14 protein-coding genes and 1 tRNA gene are annotated in these 15113 nt (G+C 62.0%); 9 read left to right on the forward strand and 6 right to left on the reverse strand.

Features of this window, described 5'->3' with window-relative positions; translation table 11 throughout:
- Positions 1–73 precede the first annotated feature (73 nt).
- Positions 74–997 (forward strand): cation diffusion facilitator family transporter, encoded by a 924-nt coding sequence (locus tag MQH31_RS04755; protein ID WP_243011116.1) that lies wholly within the window; start codon positions 74–76, stop codon positions 995–997.
- A 185-nt stretch (positions 998–1182) separates the two neighbouring features.
- Here MQH31_RS04755 and MQH31_RS04760 read toward each other — a convergent pair whose 3' ends face one another.
- From MQH31_RS04760 to MQH31_RS04775, 4 genes are all read right to left on the reverse strand, one after another.
- Entirely contained in the window at positions 1183–1938 is a 756-nt protein-coding gene (locus MQH31_RS04760) for a DedA family protein (RefSeq protein ID WP_166792524.1), read from the reverse strand.
- A gap of 99 nt (positions 1939–2037) precedes the next feature.
- On the reverse strand, positions 2038–2739 hold the full coding sequence (locus MQH31_RS04765; RefSeq protein ID WP_243011117.1) for a DedA family protein: 702 nt from the start codon (positions 2737–2739) through the stop codon (positions 2038–2040).
- 1 nt (position 2740) lies between these two features.
- Positions 2741–2822: transfer RNA gene (locus tag MQH31_RS04770), tRNA-Leu, on the reverse strand.
- A 32-nt stretch (positions 2823–2854) separates the two neighbouring features.
- Positions 2855–3781 (reverse strand): LysR family transcriptional regulator, encoded by a 927-nt coding sequence (locus MQH31_RS04775; RefSeq protein ID WP_243011118.1) that lies wholly within the window; start codon positions 3779–3781, stop codon positions 2855–2857.
- A 140-nt stretch (positions 3782–3921) separates the two neighbouring features.
- Here MQH31_RS04775 and MQH31_RS04780 point away from each other — a divergent pair, with 140 nt between their 5' ends.
- The 4 genes from MQH31_RS04780 to MQH31_RS04795 all read left to right on the forward strand — a co-directional run bounded on the left by MQH31_RS04780 (position 3922) and on the right by MQH31_RS04795 (position 8532).
- Complete coding sequence (locus MQH31_RS04780; RefSeq protein WP_134532629.1) at positions 3922–5325, forward strand: MFS transporter; 1404 nt, start codon at positions 3922–3924, stop codon at positions 5323–5325.
- 2 nt (positions 5326–5327) lie between these two features.
- Positions 5328–6092, forward strand: coding sequence for a 3-hydroxybutyrate dehydrogenase (locus MQH31_RS04785; RefSeq protein ID WP_243011675.1), 765 nt, complete (start codon positions 5328–5330; stop codon positions 6090–6092).
- A 90-nt stretch (positions 6093–6182) separates the two neighbouring features.
- Positions 6183–7256, forward strand: coding sequence for a TadA family conjugal transfer-associated ATPase (locus MQH31_RS04790; RefSeq protein WP_243011119.1), 1074 nt, complete (start codon positions 6183–6185; stop codon positions 7254–7256).
- A gap of 109 nt (positions 7257–7365) precedes the next feature.
- Positions 7366–8532 carry an MrcB family domain-containing protein gene (locus tag MQH31_RS04795; protein WP_243011120.1) on the forward strand — a complete coding sequence of 389 codons (1167 nt, stop codon included), beginning with the start codon at positions 7366–7368 and terminating at the stop codon, positions 8530–8532.
- A gap of 73 nt (positions 8533–8605) precedes the next feature.
- Here the strand turns inward: MQH31_RS04795 and MQH31_RS20970 are convergent, their stop codons facing one another.
- On the reverse strand, positions 8606–8899 hold the full coding sequence (locus MQH31_RS20970; RefSeq protein WP_372488111.1) for a 4-fold beta flower protein: 294 nt from the start codon (positions 8897–8899) through the stop codon (positions 8606–8608).
- Between the two features lie 358 nt (positions 8900–9257).
- Between MQH31_RS20970 and MQH31_RS04800 the strand changes: the two genes are divergently transcribed.
- From MQH31_RS04800 to MQH31_RS04810, 3 genes are all read left to right on the forward strand, one after another.
- The gene (locus tag MQH31_RS04800) at positions 9258–10520 is read left to right on the forward strand and encodes a hypothetical protein (protein WP_243011121.1); all 1263 of its coding nucleotides are present in this window, start codon (positions 9258–9260) and stop codon (positions 10518–10520) included.
- A complete protein-coding gene (locus MQH31_RS04805) occupies positions 10517–11728 on the forward strand; it encodes a hypothetical protein (protein ID WP_243011122.1) in 1212 nt (403 codons plus the stop codon). The genes MQH31_RS04800 and MQH31_RS04805 overlap by 4 nt, the downstream gene beginning before the upstream one ends.
- A gap of 98 nt (positions 11729–11826) precedes the next feature.
- Positions 11827–12594: a hypothetical protein gene (locus MQH31_RS04810; protein WP_243011123.1), complete on the forward strand. Its 768-nt coding sequence runs from the start codon at positions 11827–11829 to the stop codon at positions 12592–12594.
- A 300-nt stretch (positions 12595–12894) separates the two neighbouring features.
- Here the strand turns inward: MQH31_RS04810 and MQH31_RS04815 are convergent, their stop codons facing one another.
- Positions 12895–13833 (reverse strand): exonuclease domain-containing protein, encoded by a 939-nt coding sequence (locus tag MQH31_RS04815; RefSeq protein WP_308196418.1) that lies wholly within the window; start codon positions 13831–13833, stop codon positions 12895–12897.
- A gap of 476 nt (positions 13834–14309) precedes the next feature.
- Between MQH31_RS04815 and MQH31_RS04820 the strand changes: the two genes are divergently transcribed.
- Positions 14310–15104, forward strand: a complete 795-nt coding sequence (locus MQH31_RS04820; protein ID WP_243011125.1) for a TraB/GumN family protein — start codon at positions 14310–14312, stop codon at positions 15102–15104.
- Positions 15105–15113 lie beyond the last annotated feature (9 nt).

Genomic DNA, 15113 nt, shown 5'->3' on the forward strand with positions numbered 1-15113 from the left:
CACTGATAACGGCACTCATTCCCAACTGGCCGCTGAACTGGCGACGCACCCCGGCACGGCCTAGCGTTGAGGCATGGGCCACGATCACGCGCACGGACACGGAACGGCATCCGCCGCCAATCGCACGCGTTTGACGTTCGCGATCGGGATCGTCGCCGTCGTGCTCCTCGTCGAGGTCGCCGGAGCCTGGCTGACCGGCTCCCTCGCCCTGCTCGCCGATGCCGGCCACATGTTCTCCGACCTCGCCGGCCTGATCATCGCCCTCCTCGCCACCATCGTCGCGGCCCGGCCGGCGACCGACCGGCAGACGTTCGGCTACCAGCGCGCCGAGGTGTTCGGCGCCCTCATCAACGGGCTGATCCTGCTCGGCGTCGCCGTGTCGGTCGTGATCGGCGCGGTTTCGCGGCTGCTCGGGCCCGGCGAGGGCCAGGTGCAGGCTGGACCGATGCTCTGGGTCGCCGTGATCGGACTCATTGCGAACCTGGGGGCGCTGTTCCTGCTGCGTCCGGCCGCCGGCTCGTCGATCAACATGCGCGGCGCCTACCTCGAGGTGCTCGGCGACACCCTCGGATCCGTCGCGGTGATCGTGGCGGCCGGGGTCATTCTCACCACCGGGTTCGAGCAGGCGGACTCGATCGCGTCCCTGGTGATCGCGGCCATGATCGTGCCGCGCTGCTTCACCCTGCTCAGGGACGTAGTCCGGGTGCTGAGCGAATCGGTGCCCGTCGACACGGACGTCGCCGAGATCCGCAGGCACCTGCTCGACACGCCGGGGGTCGCCGCAGTGCACGACGTGCACGTCTGGGCGATCACGTCCGGTGCGCACGTGTTCAGCGCGCACGTCGTGGTCGAACCCGCCGTGCTGCAGTCCGGTGGTGCGGGGGCGCTGCTCGACACTCTCTCGGAGTGCCTCAGCACCCACTTCGACGTCGAACATTCGACGTTCCAGCTCGAGCCGGCCGAGCACGCCGACCACGAGGACTCCCCGCACCGCTGAGCCCGGCGACCCGCTCCAACCCTCGCCGACCCATCGACGCTCCTACCTGTTCCGAATTCAGGAGTCGAGGCCCGGAGCCGGGTTCGACGTGCTCCTGAAGCGGTTCAGCCGGGCTCAACTCCTGAATTCGGAACACAGCACGCGGTGACCAGGAAGCGCCAGGGAGGGAGGGGAGAAGGGGAGCGTCAGTTGTCGTGCTTGGGGTGGCCGGTGAAGGCATCCGCGTCGAGGACGAGGCTGCCGGTCTCGGTCGTCGCCGGTGCGGCGGCGGCGAGCGCCTTGGCCTTCTTCGCCTTGCGCGAGGACTGCACGTAGTGGAACGCGGTGGGGATGAGCGTGCCGAGCACGGCCGCGATCAGGATGAGGTCGATGTAGTGCGTGACGAAGTCGGCGACCGGGGGGATGTAGCCCAGGAAGTACCCGGCGAAGGTGAGGCCGGCGCCCCAGATCATGGCGCCGACGAGGTTGTACAGCGAGTACTTGCGGTAGTTCATGTGGCCGACGCCTGCGGCGACCGGAGCGAAGGTGCGCACGATCGGCACGAACCGGGCGACGATCACGGCGAAGCCGCCGAAGCGTTCGAAGAAGCCGTTGGTGCGCTGCACGTTCTCGACGCTGAAGAGACCGGATTCCTTGCGTTCGAAGACGCGCGGGCCGAGCTTGTGGCCGATCAGGTAGCCGCACTCGCCGCCGAGGAACGCGGCGAAGCCGATGGCGAGGGCGACCCACCAGATGTTGATGTGGATGACACCCGCGAAGGTGAGCAGGCCGGTGATGACGAGGAGGGTGTCGCCGGGCAACAGGAAGCCGACCAGCAGGCCGGTCTCGGCGAAGATGATCGCGCACACACCGAGAAGGGCCCACGGACCGAACCCGTCGATGAGGTTTACCGGGTCAAGCCACGGGATGAGTCCGGCGTGGTTGAGAGCAGTGTTGAGCACGAAGATGACTCCAGTCGGTGGTGGCCATGTCGACCGCACGGTGATGAGCAGGGATGGTCTGTAACAGGCTAGCGCTAAACGGAGGGCGAAAACCGTGAGTTACCCGGCCGCGGGGCCGTCGGCCGGGGTGTCGGCGGGGCCGTCCGGTCGGTCGTCGCCGCCCGCGTCGCGACGGTTCTCGGCGCGGTCGGCGAGCCAGGTGCGCCCGCCGAAGAAGATGGATGCCGCGATGAAGACGCCGGCGATGACATACGCGGCGCTCTTCACTCCGGGCAGGCTCGCCGCGAAGTATCCGGTCAGGGTGAGACCGACGCCCCAGGCGAGTGCGCCGACGAGGTTGCTCGAGAGGAACCGGTAGTAGTTCATCCGGCCGACCCCCGCGATGACGGGCACGAACACGCGCGCCCAGGGCATGAAGCGGGCGATCACGACGGACCACCAGCCGTACTTCCGGTAGAAGGTCTCGGTCTTCACGATGGCCGCGCGGGTGCGGCGGCCGCCGCGGCGGTCAAGGTAACCGCGGCCGAAGTGCCGTCCGAGCAGGAATCCCACCTGGTCGCCGAGGAACGCGGCCAGGCCGGTGCCGATCATCAGCACGACGATGTCCACGTTCGCCGCCGACGCCGCGACGAGCCCCGACCCGAAGAGGAGGGAATCCCCGGTGATGAACGGGATGAAGACTCCGAGGAACACCGCGGTCCCTGCGAAGACGAGGGCCCAGACGAGCAGGTAGAACACGATGGCGCCGGTGTTCGCGAGCAGATCGGTCAGTTGGCCGTCGAGGGCCGAGGTGCTCATCATGTGCGGGAGAGGGGACTTGAACCCCCACGCTCGAAAGCACAGGAACCTAAATCCTGCGTGTCTGCCAATTTCACCACTCCCGCTTGTGCCGTTCCAGTGTAGCCAGATCGCGTGGTCAGCCTGCCCGGCCGCGGCCCTGCAGGGCTTCGGTGAACGCGGAGGTCCGGGCGCGGAGGGCGTCGACGACGGCGGCGACAGCGGGCTGGTGCAGGGATTCGGGGCGGAGCACCATCCAGTACGGCAGTTCCTCCTTGAACTTGTCCGGCAGGAGGCGAACGAGGTCCGGGTGCTGGTCGGCCATGAAGCAGGGCAGGAAACCGATCCCCGCGCCGGCCCTGGTCGCTTCGACGTGCACGAACACGTTGGTCGAACTCAGCGAGGGGCGCATCGACGGCACCTGCCGCCGCGGGGCGTCGAGGTCGTCGACGAGCAGCATCGAATCGACGAAGTAGACGAGCGGATGCTCGGTGAGCTCGGCAACGCTCGCGGGTGTGCCCTTCTCGGCGAGGTAGTCCCGAGACGCGTACATGCCGAGGACATAGTGCCCGAGCAGGATCGCGTCCGCCCGGTGCACCTGCGGCTCACCGACGACGACCTCGATGTCGAGCCCGGACCGGTGCTGGAGCGCGCGCCGCGTCACCGTGACGATCTCGACCCGCAGACCGGGATGCCGGCGCTGCAGGGCGGCGACCGCCGGCGTCGCGATGTACGCGCTGAAGCCATCCGTCGCGGAGAGCCGGACGACGCCGGACAACTGCGTCGCCTGCCCGGGAGGCCCGCCGAGCAGGGAGACGGCGGCCTCGACGTTCTCCGCTGCGTTGACCGCGCGGGCGCCGAGCTCCGTCAGCTCCCAGCCGCCGACGGTGCGGGAGAGCACCCGGCCGTCGAGCGCCTTCTCGAGGGCCGCGATGCGGCGTGAGACCGTGGTGTGATTGAGGCCGAGGCTGTCCGCCGCGGTCACGAACCTGCCGCTGCGGGCGACGGCGAGCAGCACCAGGAGGTCGTCGGCGTTCGGCAGCAGGGCGGGTCGGGGTCCGGTCATGTCTGCAATTATGCACACACGGAGTTCGGAAGTGGTCATGGCCGCAGAGCCGACGGGCGGCAATACTCAGGGGAGCCGGGGCGGCAACCCGCCCCCGGCATCCACAGACAGTGTCAGCGACGACACCGAAGGAGACAGACATGAGCGTCAACGAACGCATCACTGCCGACAGCCCCGGGGGCGCGGGATCGCGCGAGAACCGGGAAGAGACCTCCGGCCTCAGGAAGATCGTGGCCGCCTCGATGGTGGGGACGGTCGTCGAATGGTACGAATTCTTCCTCTACGCGACCGCGGCGAGCCTCGTCTTCGGTAAGTTCTTCTTCCCGAACGCGGGCAGCGACCTCGACGGGATCATCGCCGCGTTCCTCACCTACGCGGTGGGCTTCATCGCCCGGCCGCTCGGCGGCATCGTCTTCGGCCAGATCGGCGATCGCCTCGGCCGCAAGCACACCCTGCAGGTCACGATCATCCTCGTCGGGGCGGCGACCTTCCTGATGGGCTGCCTCCCCGGCTACAACACGATCGGCTACTGGGCGCCCGCCCTCCTCGTGGCGCTGCGCTTCATCCAGGGCTTCGCCGTCGGCGGGGAGTGGGGCGGCGCCGTGCTGCTCGTCGCCGAGCACAGCCCGGACAAGTCGCGCGGCTTCTGGTCGAGCTGGCCGCAGGCCGCCGTGCCGGTCGGCAACCTGCTCGCGACCCTCGTGCTGCTCACCATGTCGTGGATCCTGCCCGCCGAGCAGTTCCTCGGCTGGGGTTGGCGGGTCGCGTTCTGGCTGTCCGCGATCATCGTCGTGATCGGCTACTACATCCGCACGCACGTCAGCGAGGCGCCGATCTTCCTCGAGGCCCGCGCCCAGGTCGAGGCGGAGAAGGCCATCAGCTACGGCGTGATGGAGGTCGTCCGCAAGTACCCGCGGGGAATCCTCGGCGCGATGGGACTGCGGTTCGCCGAGAACATCCTCTATTACACGATCGTGAGCTTCTCGATCGTCTACCTCGTCACCGTGCACAAGTACAACACCAGCCAGCTGCTCCTCGCCCTGCTGATCGCCCACGTGGTGCACTTCCTCGTGATCCCGCAGGTCGGCCGGCTCTCCGACCGTTTCGGTCGCAAGCCGATCTACCTCACCGGTGCGATTCTCGGTGCGAGCTGGGCGTTCTTCGCCTTCCCGATGTTCGACACCCTCAACCCGGTCGTCATCGTCGCCGCGATCACGATCGGGCTGTGCTTCCACGCCTTCATGTATGCCGGGCAGCCGGCGATCATGGCCGAGATGTTCCCGACCCGGATGCGCTACTCCGGCGTCTCCCTCGGCTACCAGGTCACGTCGATCCTCGCCGGCTCGCTCGCGCCGATCATCGCGACCGCGCTGCTGAAGCAGTACCAGTCCTGGCTGCCGGTCGCGTTCTACCTCGTGATCGCCTGTGCGATCACCGTCGTGGCCGTCGTGACGCTCAAGGAGACCAACGGTATCTCGCTCCGCGACGTCGACGCAGCGGATGCCGCCAGGCACGGCCTCGAACCGGCCCCGGCGCTGCGGTGACCGTGGAACAGTCCCTCGCGGGGCGGCGCGCCCTCGTCACCGGGGGAGCGAGCGGCATCGGCGAGGCCGTCGTGCGCTCCCTGGCCGCTCGCGGAGCGCACGTCACGGTCGCGGACATCGACGCGGCGAGCGCTTCTGCGCTCGCCGCGGAGGTCGGCGGCTCGAGCTGGACCGTGGACCTAGCCGACACGCTCGCCCTCACCGACGGGCGGCTCGCCGGGGTGCTTGGCGACGTGGACATCCTGGTGAACAACGCGGGGATCCAGCGCATCAACCCGATCCCCGACTTCGACCCCGCCGACTTCCGGCTCATCCTCGCGCTCATGCTCGAGGCGCCGTTCCTACTGATCCGGGCGGCGCTTCCCGGGATGTACAAGCGCGGCTTCGGACGGGTGATCAATGTCACCTCGGTGCACGGCATCCGCGCCTCGCCGTTCAAGGCCGCGTACGTCTCGGCGAAGCACGGTCTCGAGGGCCTCTCCAAGGTCACGGCCCTCGAGGGCGGTGACCACGGCGTGACGAGCAACTGCGTGAGCCCCGGCTATGTGCGCACACCGATGGTCGAGAAGCAGATCGTCGACCAGGCTCTCGTGCACGGCATCCCGGAGGAGGAGGTGCTCAGCCGGATCATGCTCACCGAGAGCGCCGTCAAGCGTCTCGTCGAGCCGGCGGAGGTCGGCTCCCTCGTGGCCTGGCTCGCGTCCGCGGACGCGGCGATGGTCACCGGGTCGAGTTACTCCATGGACGGCGGCTGGTCGGCCCGCTGATCCGACGGGCGCACTCCGGTGTACGGCCCGGGCGGCGGATGCCTGTGGATAACTTCCACGGGAATCCGGCCGTCCGGGCACACTGTGCGCATGAGCGAGGCCGTCCGCATCATCACCGAGCAGGTGCGCTCCCGGGTGCGCCGTGACGGGGTCGACCTCGCCTCCGACGAGAATCTCGCCGAGCAGTACGTGCGCGCCGAGCTTCAGCGTTACAGCGAGCGGGCGCTCGGTGGCGCGCATCCGCTCATCGCCGACGAGCACCAGGCGGCGCGGGAGGTTGTCGCCTCGCTGACCGGGTTCGGGGCGCTCCAGCCGCTCCTGGACGATCCGGAGATCGAGGAGATCTGGATCAACGGGCCGTCCCGGGTGTTCGTCGCTCGGGACGGTGTTCCCGAGCTCACCGACATGGTGCTCAGCGCCCGCGAGGTGCGTGACCTCGTCGAGCGGATGCTGCAGGCCTCCGGCCGACGGGTCGACCTCAGTTCACCGTTCGTCGACGCCTCCCTGCCGGACGGGTCCCGGCTTCACGTCGTGATTCCCGACATCACCCGGGAGTGGTCGGTCAACATCCGGAAGTTCACCCGGCGCATCCGCGACCTGAACCAGCTCGTCGGCCTCGGCTCGCTCACCCAGCAGGCCTCGGAGTTCCTGCGGATGTGTGTGCTCGCGGGGCAGAACATCCTCGTGTCCGGTGCCACCCAGACCGGGAAGACCACGATGCTGAACGCGCTGCTGTCGGCGACCCGGCGCACCGAGCGGATCGTGACCGTCGAGGAGACCTTCGAACTCGACCTGTCCGCGAGGGACGTGGTGGCGATGCAGTGCCGGCAGCCGAGCCTCGAGGGCCGCGGCGAGATCACCCTGAGGCGCCTGATCAAGGAGTCGTTGCGGATGCGCCCCGACCGACTGGTCGTCGGAGAGGTGCGGGAGGCCGAGAGCCTCGATCTCCTGATCGCCCTCAACAGCGGTCTGCCTAAATTCACAATCTACACATTGAGAAGTTGGGAGTGCCGGTCTCTATTCCGCTGCGAAGTTGCGCCTCCGCTGACCTCAATTTCTGGTGGGATCGAGGCCTCAGGAGTGAATCCCTGCTGGTGTCCTTTCGTGTCACGGGGGGTACCAACTTCTAACATGCTTTCCACTTTGCAGTCTGTGCGCTTCTAGATCTGGTGGCGCTGAAAGACGATTCCTAGTGGCGTAGGTCCTTCGAGACCGGGGGACACGACGGGTTCAGTGCACATTCTGCTCAACCCCCGCGCGCCCTATAAGCAACATGCCGACGAAGAAAGGTAGCTTCGAACCTGTGCGTGACGAAATAAACGAAGTCCTGCTTATGCAAACCCAGTACACATCCGAGAACTCCGAGGCCATGAAACGTCGGGGGGAGCTAGTTCGCCTGGAGCTCGCCGACAAGCTCCGCAGGATTGCGCCCGAACTCTCCCGCGCAGGCCGGATTGACGATCTTCGTGTCACGGGTAGTGATGGGGTCGGCAGAAAAGCCGAAATTCCCTGGACGCGCATCTACTCAACCAGTCGGTCTCCTCACCCCACAGCCGGTTGGTACTTAGTATTCCTGTTCAGCAGAAAGGGTTATCGTGCCTACCTCAGCTTGATCCAAGGAGCGACTCGCTGGGACGGTAGCGAATTCAAGAGACGGCCAGAGGCGGAGCTGCGGTCCAGGTCTTCTTGGGCGCGGGACACGCTTCAACATTCCGGCTCGCTACCGTCTCGATGGAAGAGCGACATCCTTTTGGGAGGTCGACGGGGCGGCCTAGGTGACGCTTACGCGCTGGGCAATGTCTTGGCGGTCGCGTATGACCGCGACTCTGTGCCCGAGGACGCCACTATCCGGCAGGACCTAATTCAGGCAATGGATTGGCTCGGGACGCTTTATGAAAAGGAAGAGGAGGGCTTGTATGTTCCGGGCGACGACGCTCCGGAACTTGTTGACGCGGAAAACGCAATAGCGGCGATTTCCGGACAGGGCGCGCGATCGCACCAGGGCCGGCTGCTATCGGCGGCCGAACGGCGTGCAATCGAAAGACGTGCAGTCGACGTGACCACGGCTCACCTGGCTGGTCTCGGGTACGGAGTTGACGACGTGGGGGACACCGAGTCATATGACCTTCACGCCCGGCGACCCGACAACGAGCTCAAGGTTGAGGTCAAGGGCACTACTTCGACAGGTACGGACATTCTTCTTACCCGGAACGAAGTGCTTCTCCACCGCAGTGCGTATCCCAATAATGCCCTTGCCGTCGTGCACTCGGTACACCTGGATCGCTCTGCTAGCCAACCGAGGGCATCCGGTGGAGTCCTAATTTTCGAACACCCCTGGAAACTGGATGAATCTCGGCTTAGTCCAATCGCATATAGGTATTCACGTGATTCTGCCCCCACAGACCCACCCGAATTCTCCGTACGAATTGTTCAGGCTTGATCAAGCGGCATGCGATTGCCAAGTGCGACGGTCGTTAACGGTTAACGGTTGGCAAGCAGGTGCGGCTATCGACTCACAGCAGCTTGCTGAACACGTCGGGAAATGGACAGCCTCTGTTGCCTCGACTGCCAGGGCTGCCGGGGCTCCCTGGGTTTCCTGGGTTGCCCGGGTTCCCTATGTTGCCTTGGTTTCCCTTGTGCATATCAACCACCTGGTCTTGATAGAGCTCACCCACGTGTGGACCAGCCAGCTGATGAACGTGCGTGTCGCGCAACTGTCCAATTGCGCGACCATCCAAAGCATGGATGTATCTTCCGCGAATGAAGCCGACTGCCGGCCCAGATGTCGAGTAGATGTAGTGAGTCATGCTCGAACGATAGCGCTGGCCTCAGACAATTTGCGCGTGAGCTGGATATCGGCTCGACACCACAGAAGGTCAGCACCCATAGTAAATTTCACGCTTTTTGAGGGGCGTCAAGGCAAATCGGCGGTAGATCCTGTGACGAACTCTGTTAGCGATGCGCGAGATTTTTCTCTTGCGCAGGCCTGAACAGTCGCTCGCGGAGAGGCTCGCCTCAAAGGGCTCACCTTCTAAGGCGAATTCCCCTGGTCTGAGGTCCAATAGAGTTTCCTTGTCGGGTGGGTGAGGCCGGTCATCGCGGTCACAATTTTCGGACTCCAAGTCCCGGATTCGTAAAGCGAAATAATGAGGGGGAATCGTTGAGATGAAGAATTTCCAAGCCGGACTGCGATGTCATGACGTTCATTCGGGGTTGCGAAATGTGGATCCGAACGGCGCGACGCTGACTCCACTGGCCGACACAAGGGTCGTGGGTATGGCGGCCAGCCTTGCGTCACTCGTGCGCGGTCAAGACGTGATTCAGGACGCCGATTCTCTGAAAGCCATCGTCGCGGAGCAGTTGGATATCAGTCCCTACGCATTTGAGACTGTGCTGAATACCTTGGAATCAGCTGACATGATTTCGATACAGCGCCGAGGGAAGAAGATCGTCGGCTTCACGGAAACTGTGCCGTATCACCAGGATCTGTACGGCCGCCTCGGAGATTCCTGGCTCAGCGGGGGCCCGAGCCAATTTGAACAAGAAATGCTCGCTGTTGTGGATCGATTGGCTTATTCGCCAGTTCCTGCGGACGAGTTGGAAAAGGAACTCAGCCTCGAACGAAGCGATGTCGCGAGACTGCTTGAACTTGGCAAGGCTGCGGATCTGGTGAAGAGTGTCAACACTCTGGACGGTGAGGTCCTCTACTCGCCATTCTTCGGCTTCGAGAATCCGGAGCTGCTCGCCTCACTCTTTGAGACGCACGGAAGTGGGCGGGTGGCCGAAGATCTTGCAGCAGTTCGCAAACATCAGGGACTCCCGCTTGATGACCTCGCCCACCCGGCTCTCGCCGACGCGGTGAGCCGCGGATTTATTCTGGCACCGTCGGTGACTCTCGCTACCGGCCGAGATCAGGCATTTGCGACGTTGCCGTATCTGCCCGACAAGACACTACTGACCGTTCGCAAAGCGGTTTTAGAGAAGGCACTTGCGGTGGTGGCCTGCACCCGGTGCGGCGAACACTTCGGCGGCGCGACAAACACGCGGGACCCAGCGCGAGTACTCACGGCCCTATTGGACCGCAATCGTGATTACACCCTCAAACCGCACAGTTCGCACCAGCGCCAGTATCGACTGCTGTACCGAATGCAGATTGTAGATTTCATTCCATCGGGGAGTTGGGTGCGCCCGAAACTGATCGTCACGGAAGACAATCTCGAAGCGGTCAAACTTGCACGCGACCTCCTGACGTTCGGCGAACCTATGCAGGATAGAGCCGGTGAGGAAGACGCAAGAGGGCTCCTTTCAACGAATCTTCCCTACCAGGCCCCGCTCCAAACTGTGGCTCGCCGCAGAAAGAGGATCACCATGAATGACCGTGACTATGCCGCAATCTTCGATGCAGCCATGGGAAGGGCCGTGCTGTGAGCGAACTTGACCTCGGTCTTAAGGTCAATTCAAGGCGGCTGCTCTGGCGAATGGGGTTTACAACGCGCGTCGACGTACCGCTGCGGACGCCTGTTCCGTCCCAGGTCGGCCGTCCTAAAACTTCAAGGTTCGAGACCTTTACGGACTTGGACGTGCTCGGCATCGCATTGGTGCCGGGTTTTGCGCTTCGTAAAGTAATCTCGGATTGCAAAACCACACAACGAGGTTCCACAGAAAGGATGTTTTGGATTCGCGGAGTCTCTGACTTCTTCGACGCAGACGACGCGTGGATGGTCCGTTCTAAGGACGTCACGGCAGCATCACGACAGCTTGCAAGTCGACTCGGTATTTCCGTGATGGAGCCCGCTGATCTGTCCAAGCTCGAAGGATTTCATCCCACCGACCTAGACCTTGAGAATGGTCCCCTGGCGCTCCTGTTCGATGAGGCAAAGGTGAGCACTTTCGCCAAAGTGTTTACGGTCCTTGACAAGAAGCTCGAACGCCTCTTGGCCTATCGTCAGTTCGACTACTGGGTATTCGATGAATACCGCAATCTGCAGCAGGTTGTTGCACATTTGAACTATGCGCAGAATGTGCTGGATCCAAATTTGCCCGCCCATCGTGCACTGTTCATTGATTGCGCGTGGCTCTACGCTCTGTCCCTCGCACAGGCAGCACGCCACGTGCGAGCGGTACACGTTGGCGAGGTGGACATCGCTCTTCAACAGTATCTATTCGGCGGTCAGACGGGCCTTCTCGAGAAGCGAAAGCTTGCCGCCGTGTTGGAGCGCTTCGCACCAGGGGATGCGACCAGCGGCGTGCTACCGGGCTGGTACCCGCAGCTTCTTGAGCTTTTGGTTCGACACCTGCGCAGGCCTGATGCGGTGATCGACGAGTTGAGGTATGCGGAGTGGGTCGCGGAGGCTCAAGTGGCAAAAGAACATGCCTCTCTGGCCGATGCCTTCGGATCCTCTTTTGATCCATTGCCAGCAAAGCTGCTGTCGGACATTTGCGGATTCCTTGTCACCGCGGCCGGGCTTGATCCCAAGTTCCGCATCTTTTCACATGGCGTGTTTTTGAATGTCGACTCCGACGTCAGTAGGGAATCGAATGTCGAGCCCGTCGTCAGCAGCGAAATTTCGAGCGAACCTGAACACGATCTGGATGTTAGTGATCGAAATCTTCATCCGGGGCCAGTTGAACCCTAAGAAGAGTGCGGCCCGGTAACTGTACTCGCGGGGCTGCACGGCAGGGCGCGATTCATGCGAAGTCGAACATCAAAGTGGAAGCAATTACGGGAGTTTAGATGCATGCAAATTTGTCCACGGGGATTGATGACCTGTCCACGCTGGGACAGTTGTCTCGTTGGGGCCTGGGCGTAGCCGGCTTCATGCTCACCGCAGCGGGATGTGTAGCGGTATTCATTGCGAACACAAATGTGGCGGGGGTTCCCCTTCTAATCATTCTCGGCGCGGCGTTCCTCTATGTGGCCGCAACTGGGCAGCAGCTACTGCAAGTAAATAGAGACGGTTTGGTGTTGGCTGGTAAGTATGCACGCACGTTAGAGGAGGTCGTTGAGGACCCGGCAACGCCTGATGTTGTCCGGGAAAATCTATTTGAAGTTGCGGCTGAGAACGGAATCGAAATTCGTCGAGGGCGTTACGACAGTTTGCTGGAACGCGCGGTCGGGGAAGAGTTATCGAAACTTGGGGTCGAACTAGGATTCACCGTCGCGGACCATATTTCGAGGAGGGGCCGTGAAATGGATTTCCTGCTGTCGAACTTGAACGACGGTGCGAGGCTTCCAGTCGAAGTCAAGTCGGCATCTGGTGTGAGAGACATTTCCCGAGCGATCAGGCAGCTTGAGGGTTTTGGCTTCGGGGAAGGATTGCTCATCGTGGATGGCTCCGTCGATGACCGGACACGGGAAATGGCCGCCTCTCGTCAAATTGGGATCGTAAGTATGCGCCCTGAATCCGACTTTCGGTCCGCAGCGCTGAAAGCCCTTTCGAATCTCAGTTTCATCTCCGGAACCTCGGCTGGAACCTCGGCTGCCGCTGGGGAGCGGTCCTAACAAACGCCAGTGACTCTCTTGAACAGTCGAACAACGGGGCGAGCAAGAAGCCGTCGTGCGTTCCCTCGTAAGGGGACAACAACATCGTCAGACAAACAGTGGCCACGTCAGGAAAAGCACCATAGCTGTTGTGAGGCCGAGACTTCGGAGTGAAGCCGTGTCATCGTCTGCCGTGAACGCCCGATTTCATGATCGACGGTTCTGGGCTTCGGTCACTTGTCGCGCAATTTGCTGGGCGCGTATCGATAGACGGTCTCGACCTCACCGGGGGTTTAAGCCTTATTCGTCTTCGGATGGTCTCTAATCATTGGTGAGCATCGTCATGAAGACACGTTCGTCGACGATTTCGATGGCTTGTCCTGAGGCCCGCAACATTTCTGCCCGTATGAACTTTGAAGAATAGTCAGTACCAGGGCGCAGGTGCTGAGCATCTTGCTGGCCAAAAACTAGTAGCTCCGTTTTCTTATTCACTGTGTTCTGTGGAAGACCCCCCGCTTGCAACACTGACGCGGCAGCCTCGGCGCGTGTCATGGAGGAAAGTGTGCCGGTGAACACGATACTTTTCCCAAATAGTTGTCCATCGGGGTCGGCCGCTATCACACCCAAACTGTCTCTGATCGCTTCGATGCGGGCTTTCCCCAATTTGCTGGATTGTGAATCTTCGACTTTGCAACCGGACCAGTTGTCTGCCCTGATCATCCCGGGTCGAACCTTGACGCTCTCCGCCAAGTCAATCAAGCTGGCTGCCCCAGAACGTTGAAGCAGGGCGAGTGCGACACCGGCTCCGCTCTCTGCATCGACTAGCGCGCGGTGGTGCCCAGAGATTGTGACGTCGAGTTCTTGGACAACGAATGGCAACGAGTAAGAAACGAGGTTCAGCACTCTTCGACTCAACACGAGGGTGCAAAAGTAGGTCAGATCTGGCCTGACGATCCCACAAGCGTCAAGCGTGTCACGGATCACGCGCATGTCGAAGGCGGCGTTGTGAGCGACGAGCGGGAGTTCGCCGATGAATGCCTGCATTTGCGGCCAGAGTGTTGAGAAACGTGGTGCATTCTCCACATCAGCGGCAGTAATGCCGTGAATCAGGGAATTCATGAAGTCAAAATAGTCGTAGCCGGGTTCAGGGCGAATGTAACTCTCGAATCGGTCAACGATTGAGCCGTCGACAACCTTGACCATGCCAACCTCGCAAGGTGAACAACGAAAACTATTCGCTGTTTCGAGATCTATGCTCACAAACGATCGGCTCAAAATAACCCCCAGGTGGAACCCAATGCCAGCCGGGCCTATTCCATTCGCCGCACCTGACGCGTTCAGCTTATATCCCTGTTGAAACTTTGTTTTTGGGCTTACCGCACCCTTGGCTATGTGGCCCGAAAGACCAGCCAAATCTGGTTCATGGGCATGCTCGGATCTCTGCGAGGAGTGTGAGAATCATGACGCGAAATTGTGCCTTCACAGGCAGCGTGGTCGACCAAGGCGAGCGCCATCTAGATTTGTAGACTCCGAGCAAGAATCGTAGTTTCACGGATTATTCTCGCTGTAGTCCTAGCTGTTGCTGCGGTCGCTTGCGCGCACAGTCTGCGCTGTGAGTCGCCGACGAAGCCATGGGCCGCGGAATCGGAGCGGATTACGGGTTCGTAGGCGTCCGGATTCCGGCCTGACCTGCTCTTCCCCTAGGCTTTTGATAAAGCCACTGATGAAGGATCTCAATGAACCCGCACTGCATGAATCCGGCCGGTAGGCTCTTTGAATTCCTCAATTTCGTCTGGTCTCAACCGGATCAGCTCCCAGCGTCGGCCGCGTGGGCTCAATATCTTCTACCTGGCGCAGACAAGGAACAAGCAACATTCTTTAAAGCGGTTGGCATCGTGCTTACATTGCCGCGAGAAATTCGAGCCAGTGTCGCCCTGCTCCCGCCTGGCCCTTTTGCCTCGGAAAGGCTCCTTCGAGCGCTTCCAGCCGCAGAGGCCGCATTGTCGATCGCTCCGCAGTTGTCCGCAGTTACAGTTTCGCAAATGAAGGCTCACTACGATCGAGGCACTCTCGCTGACCTTGAAATGTGCAGTGAACTCCTCAGCCACGGTCGACCGGGCGTCGGGCAGGAAATTCAAGATGAGGACGAACCGTCGTTGGATGCCATCCGACGCCTTGCAAATGAGATTCAAGAGGAAGCGACGGAGTCGGGACTTCCTCAAGAGGTCGCGGCGCTCCTATGGCGAAACGCCGATGCCATTGTTCGCGCCGTCGATCTTTACAGGATTCTTGGACAGGACGGGGTTATCCGCGAGTTCGAAGGCCTTGTCGGTTCTTTGGTTACAAAGCCGGCCGCATTTTCGGCTGTACAGAAGTCGTCGAGCCTTCGAGAGAAGATTCAGAGGCTGAGCAAGGAGATCATCGTTCTTGGGGCGGCCTGCGCGGTTCCGACGCAACTGATCATTGAGGCCAGCAATTTCTGGACAGCCGTCGAACCTCATGTCACGGCACTCAGCACAGTGCAGCCGTGACTTCGTAGG

This window comes from Cryobacterium zhongshanensis (assembly GCF_022760445.1).
Classification (GTDB): Bacteria; Actinomycetota; Actinomycetes; order Actinomycetales; family Microbacteriaceae; genus Cryobacterium; species Cryobacterium algoricola.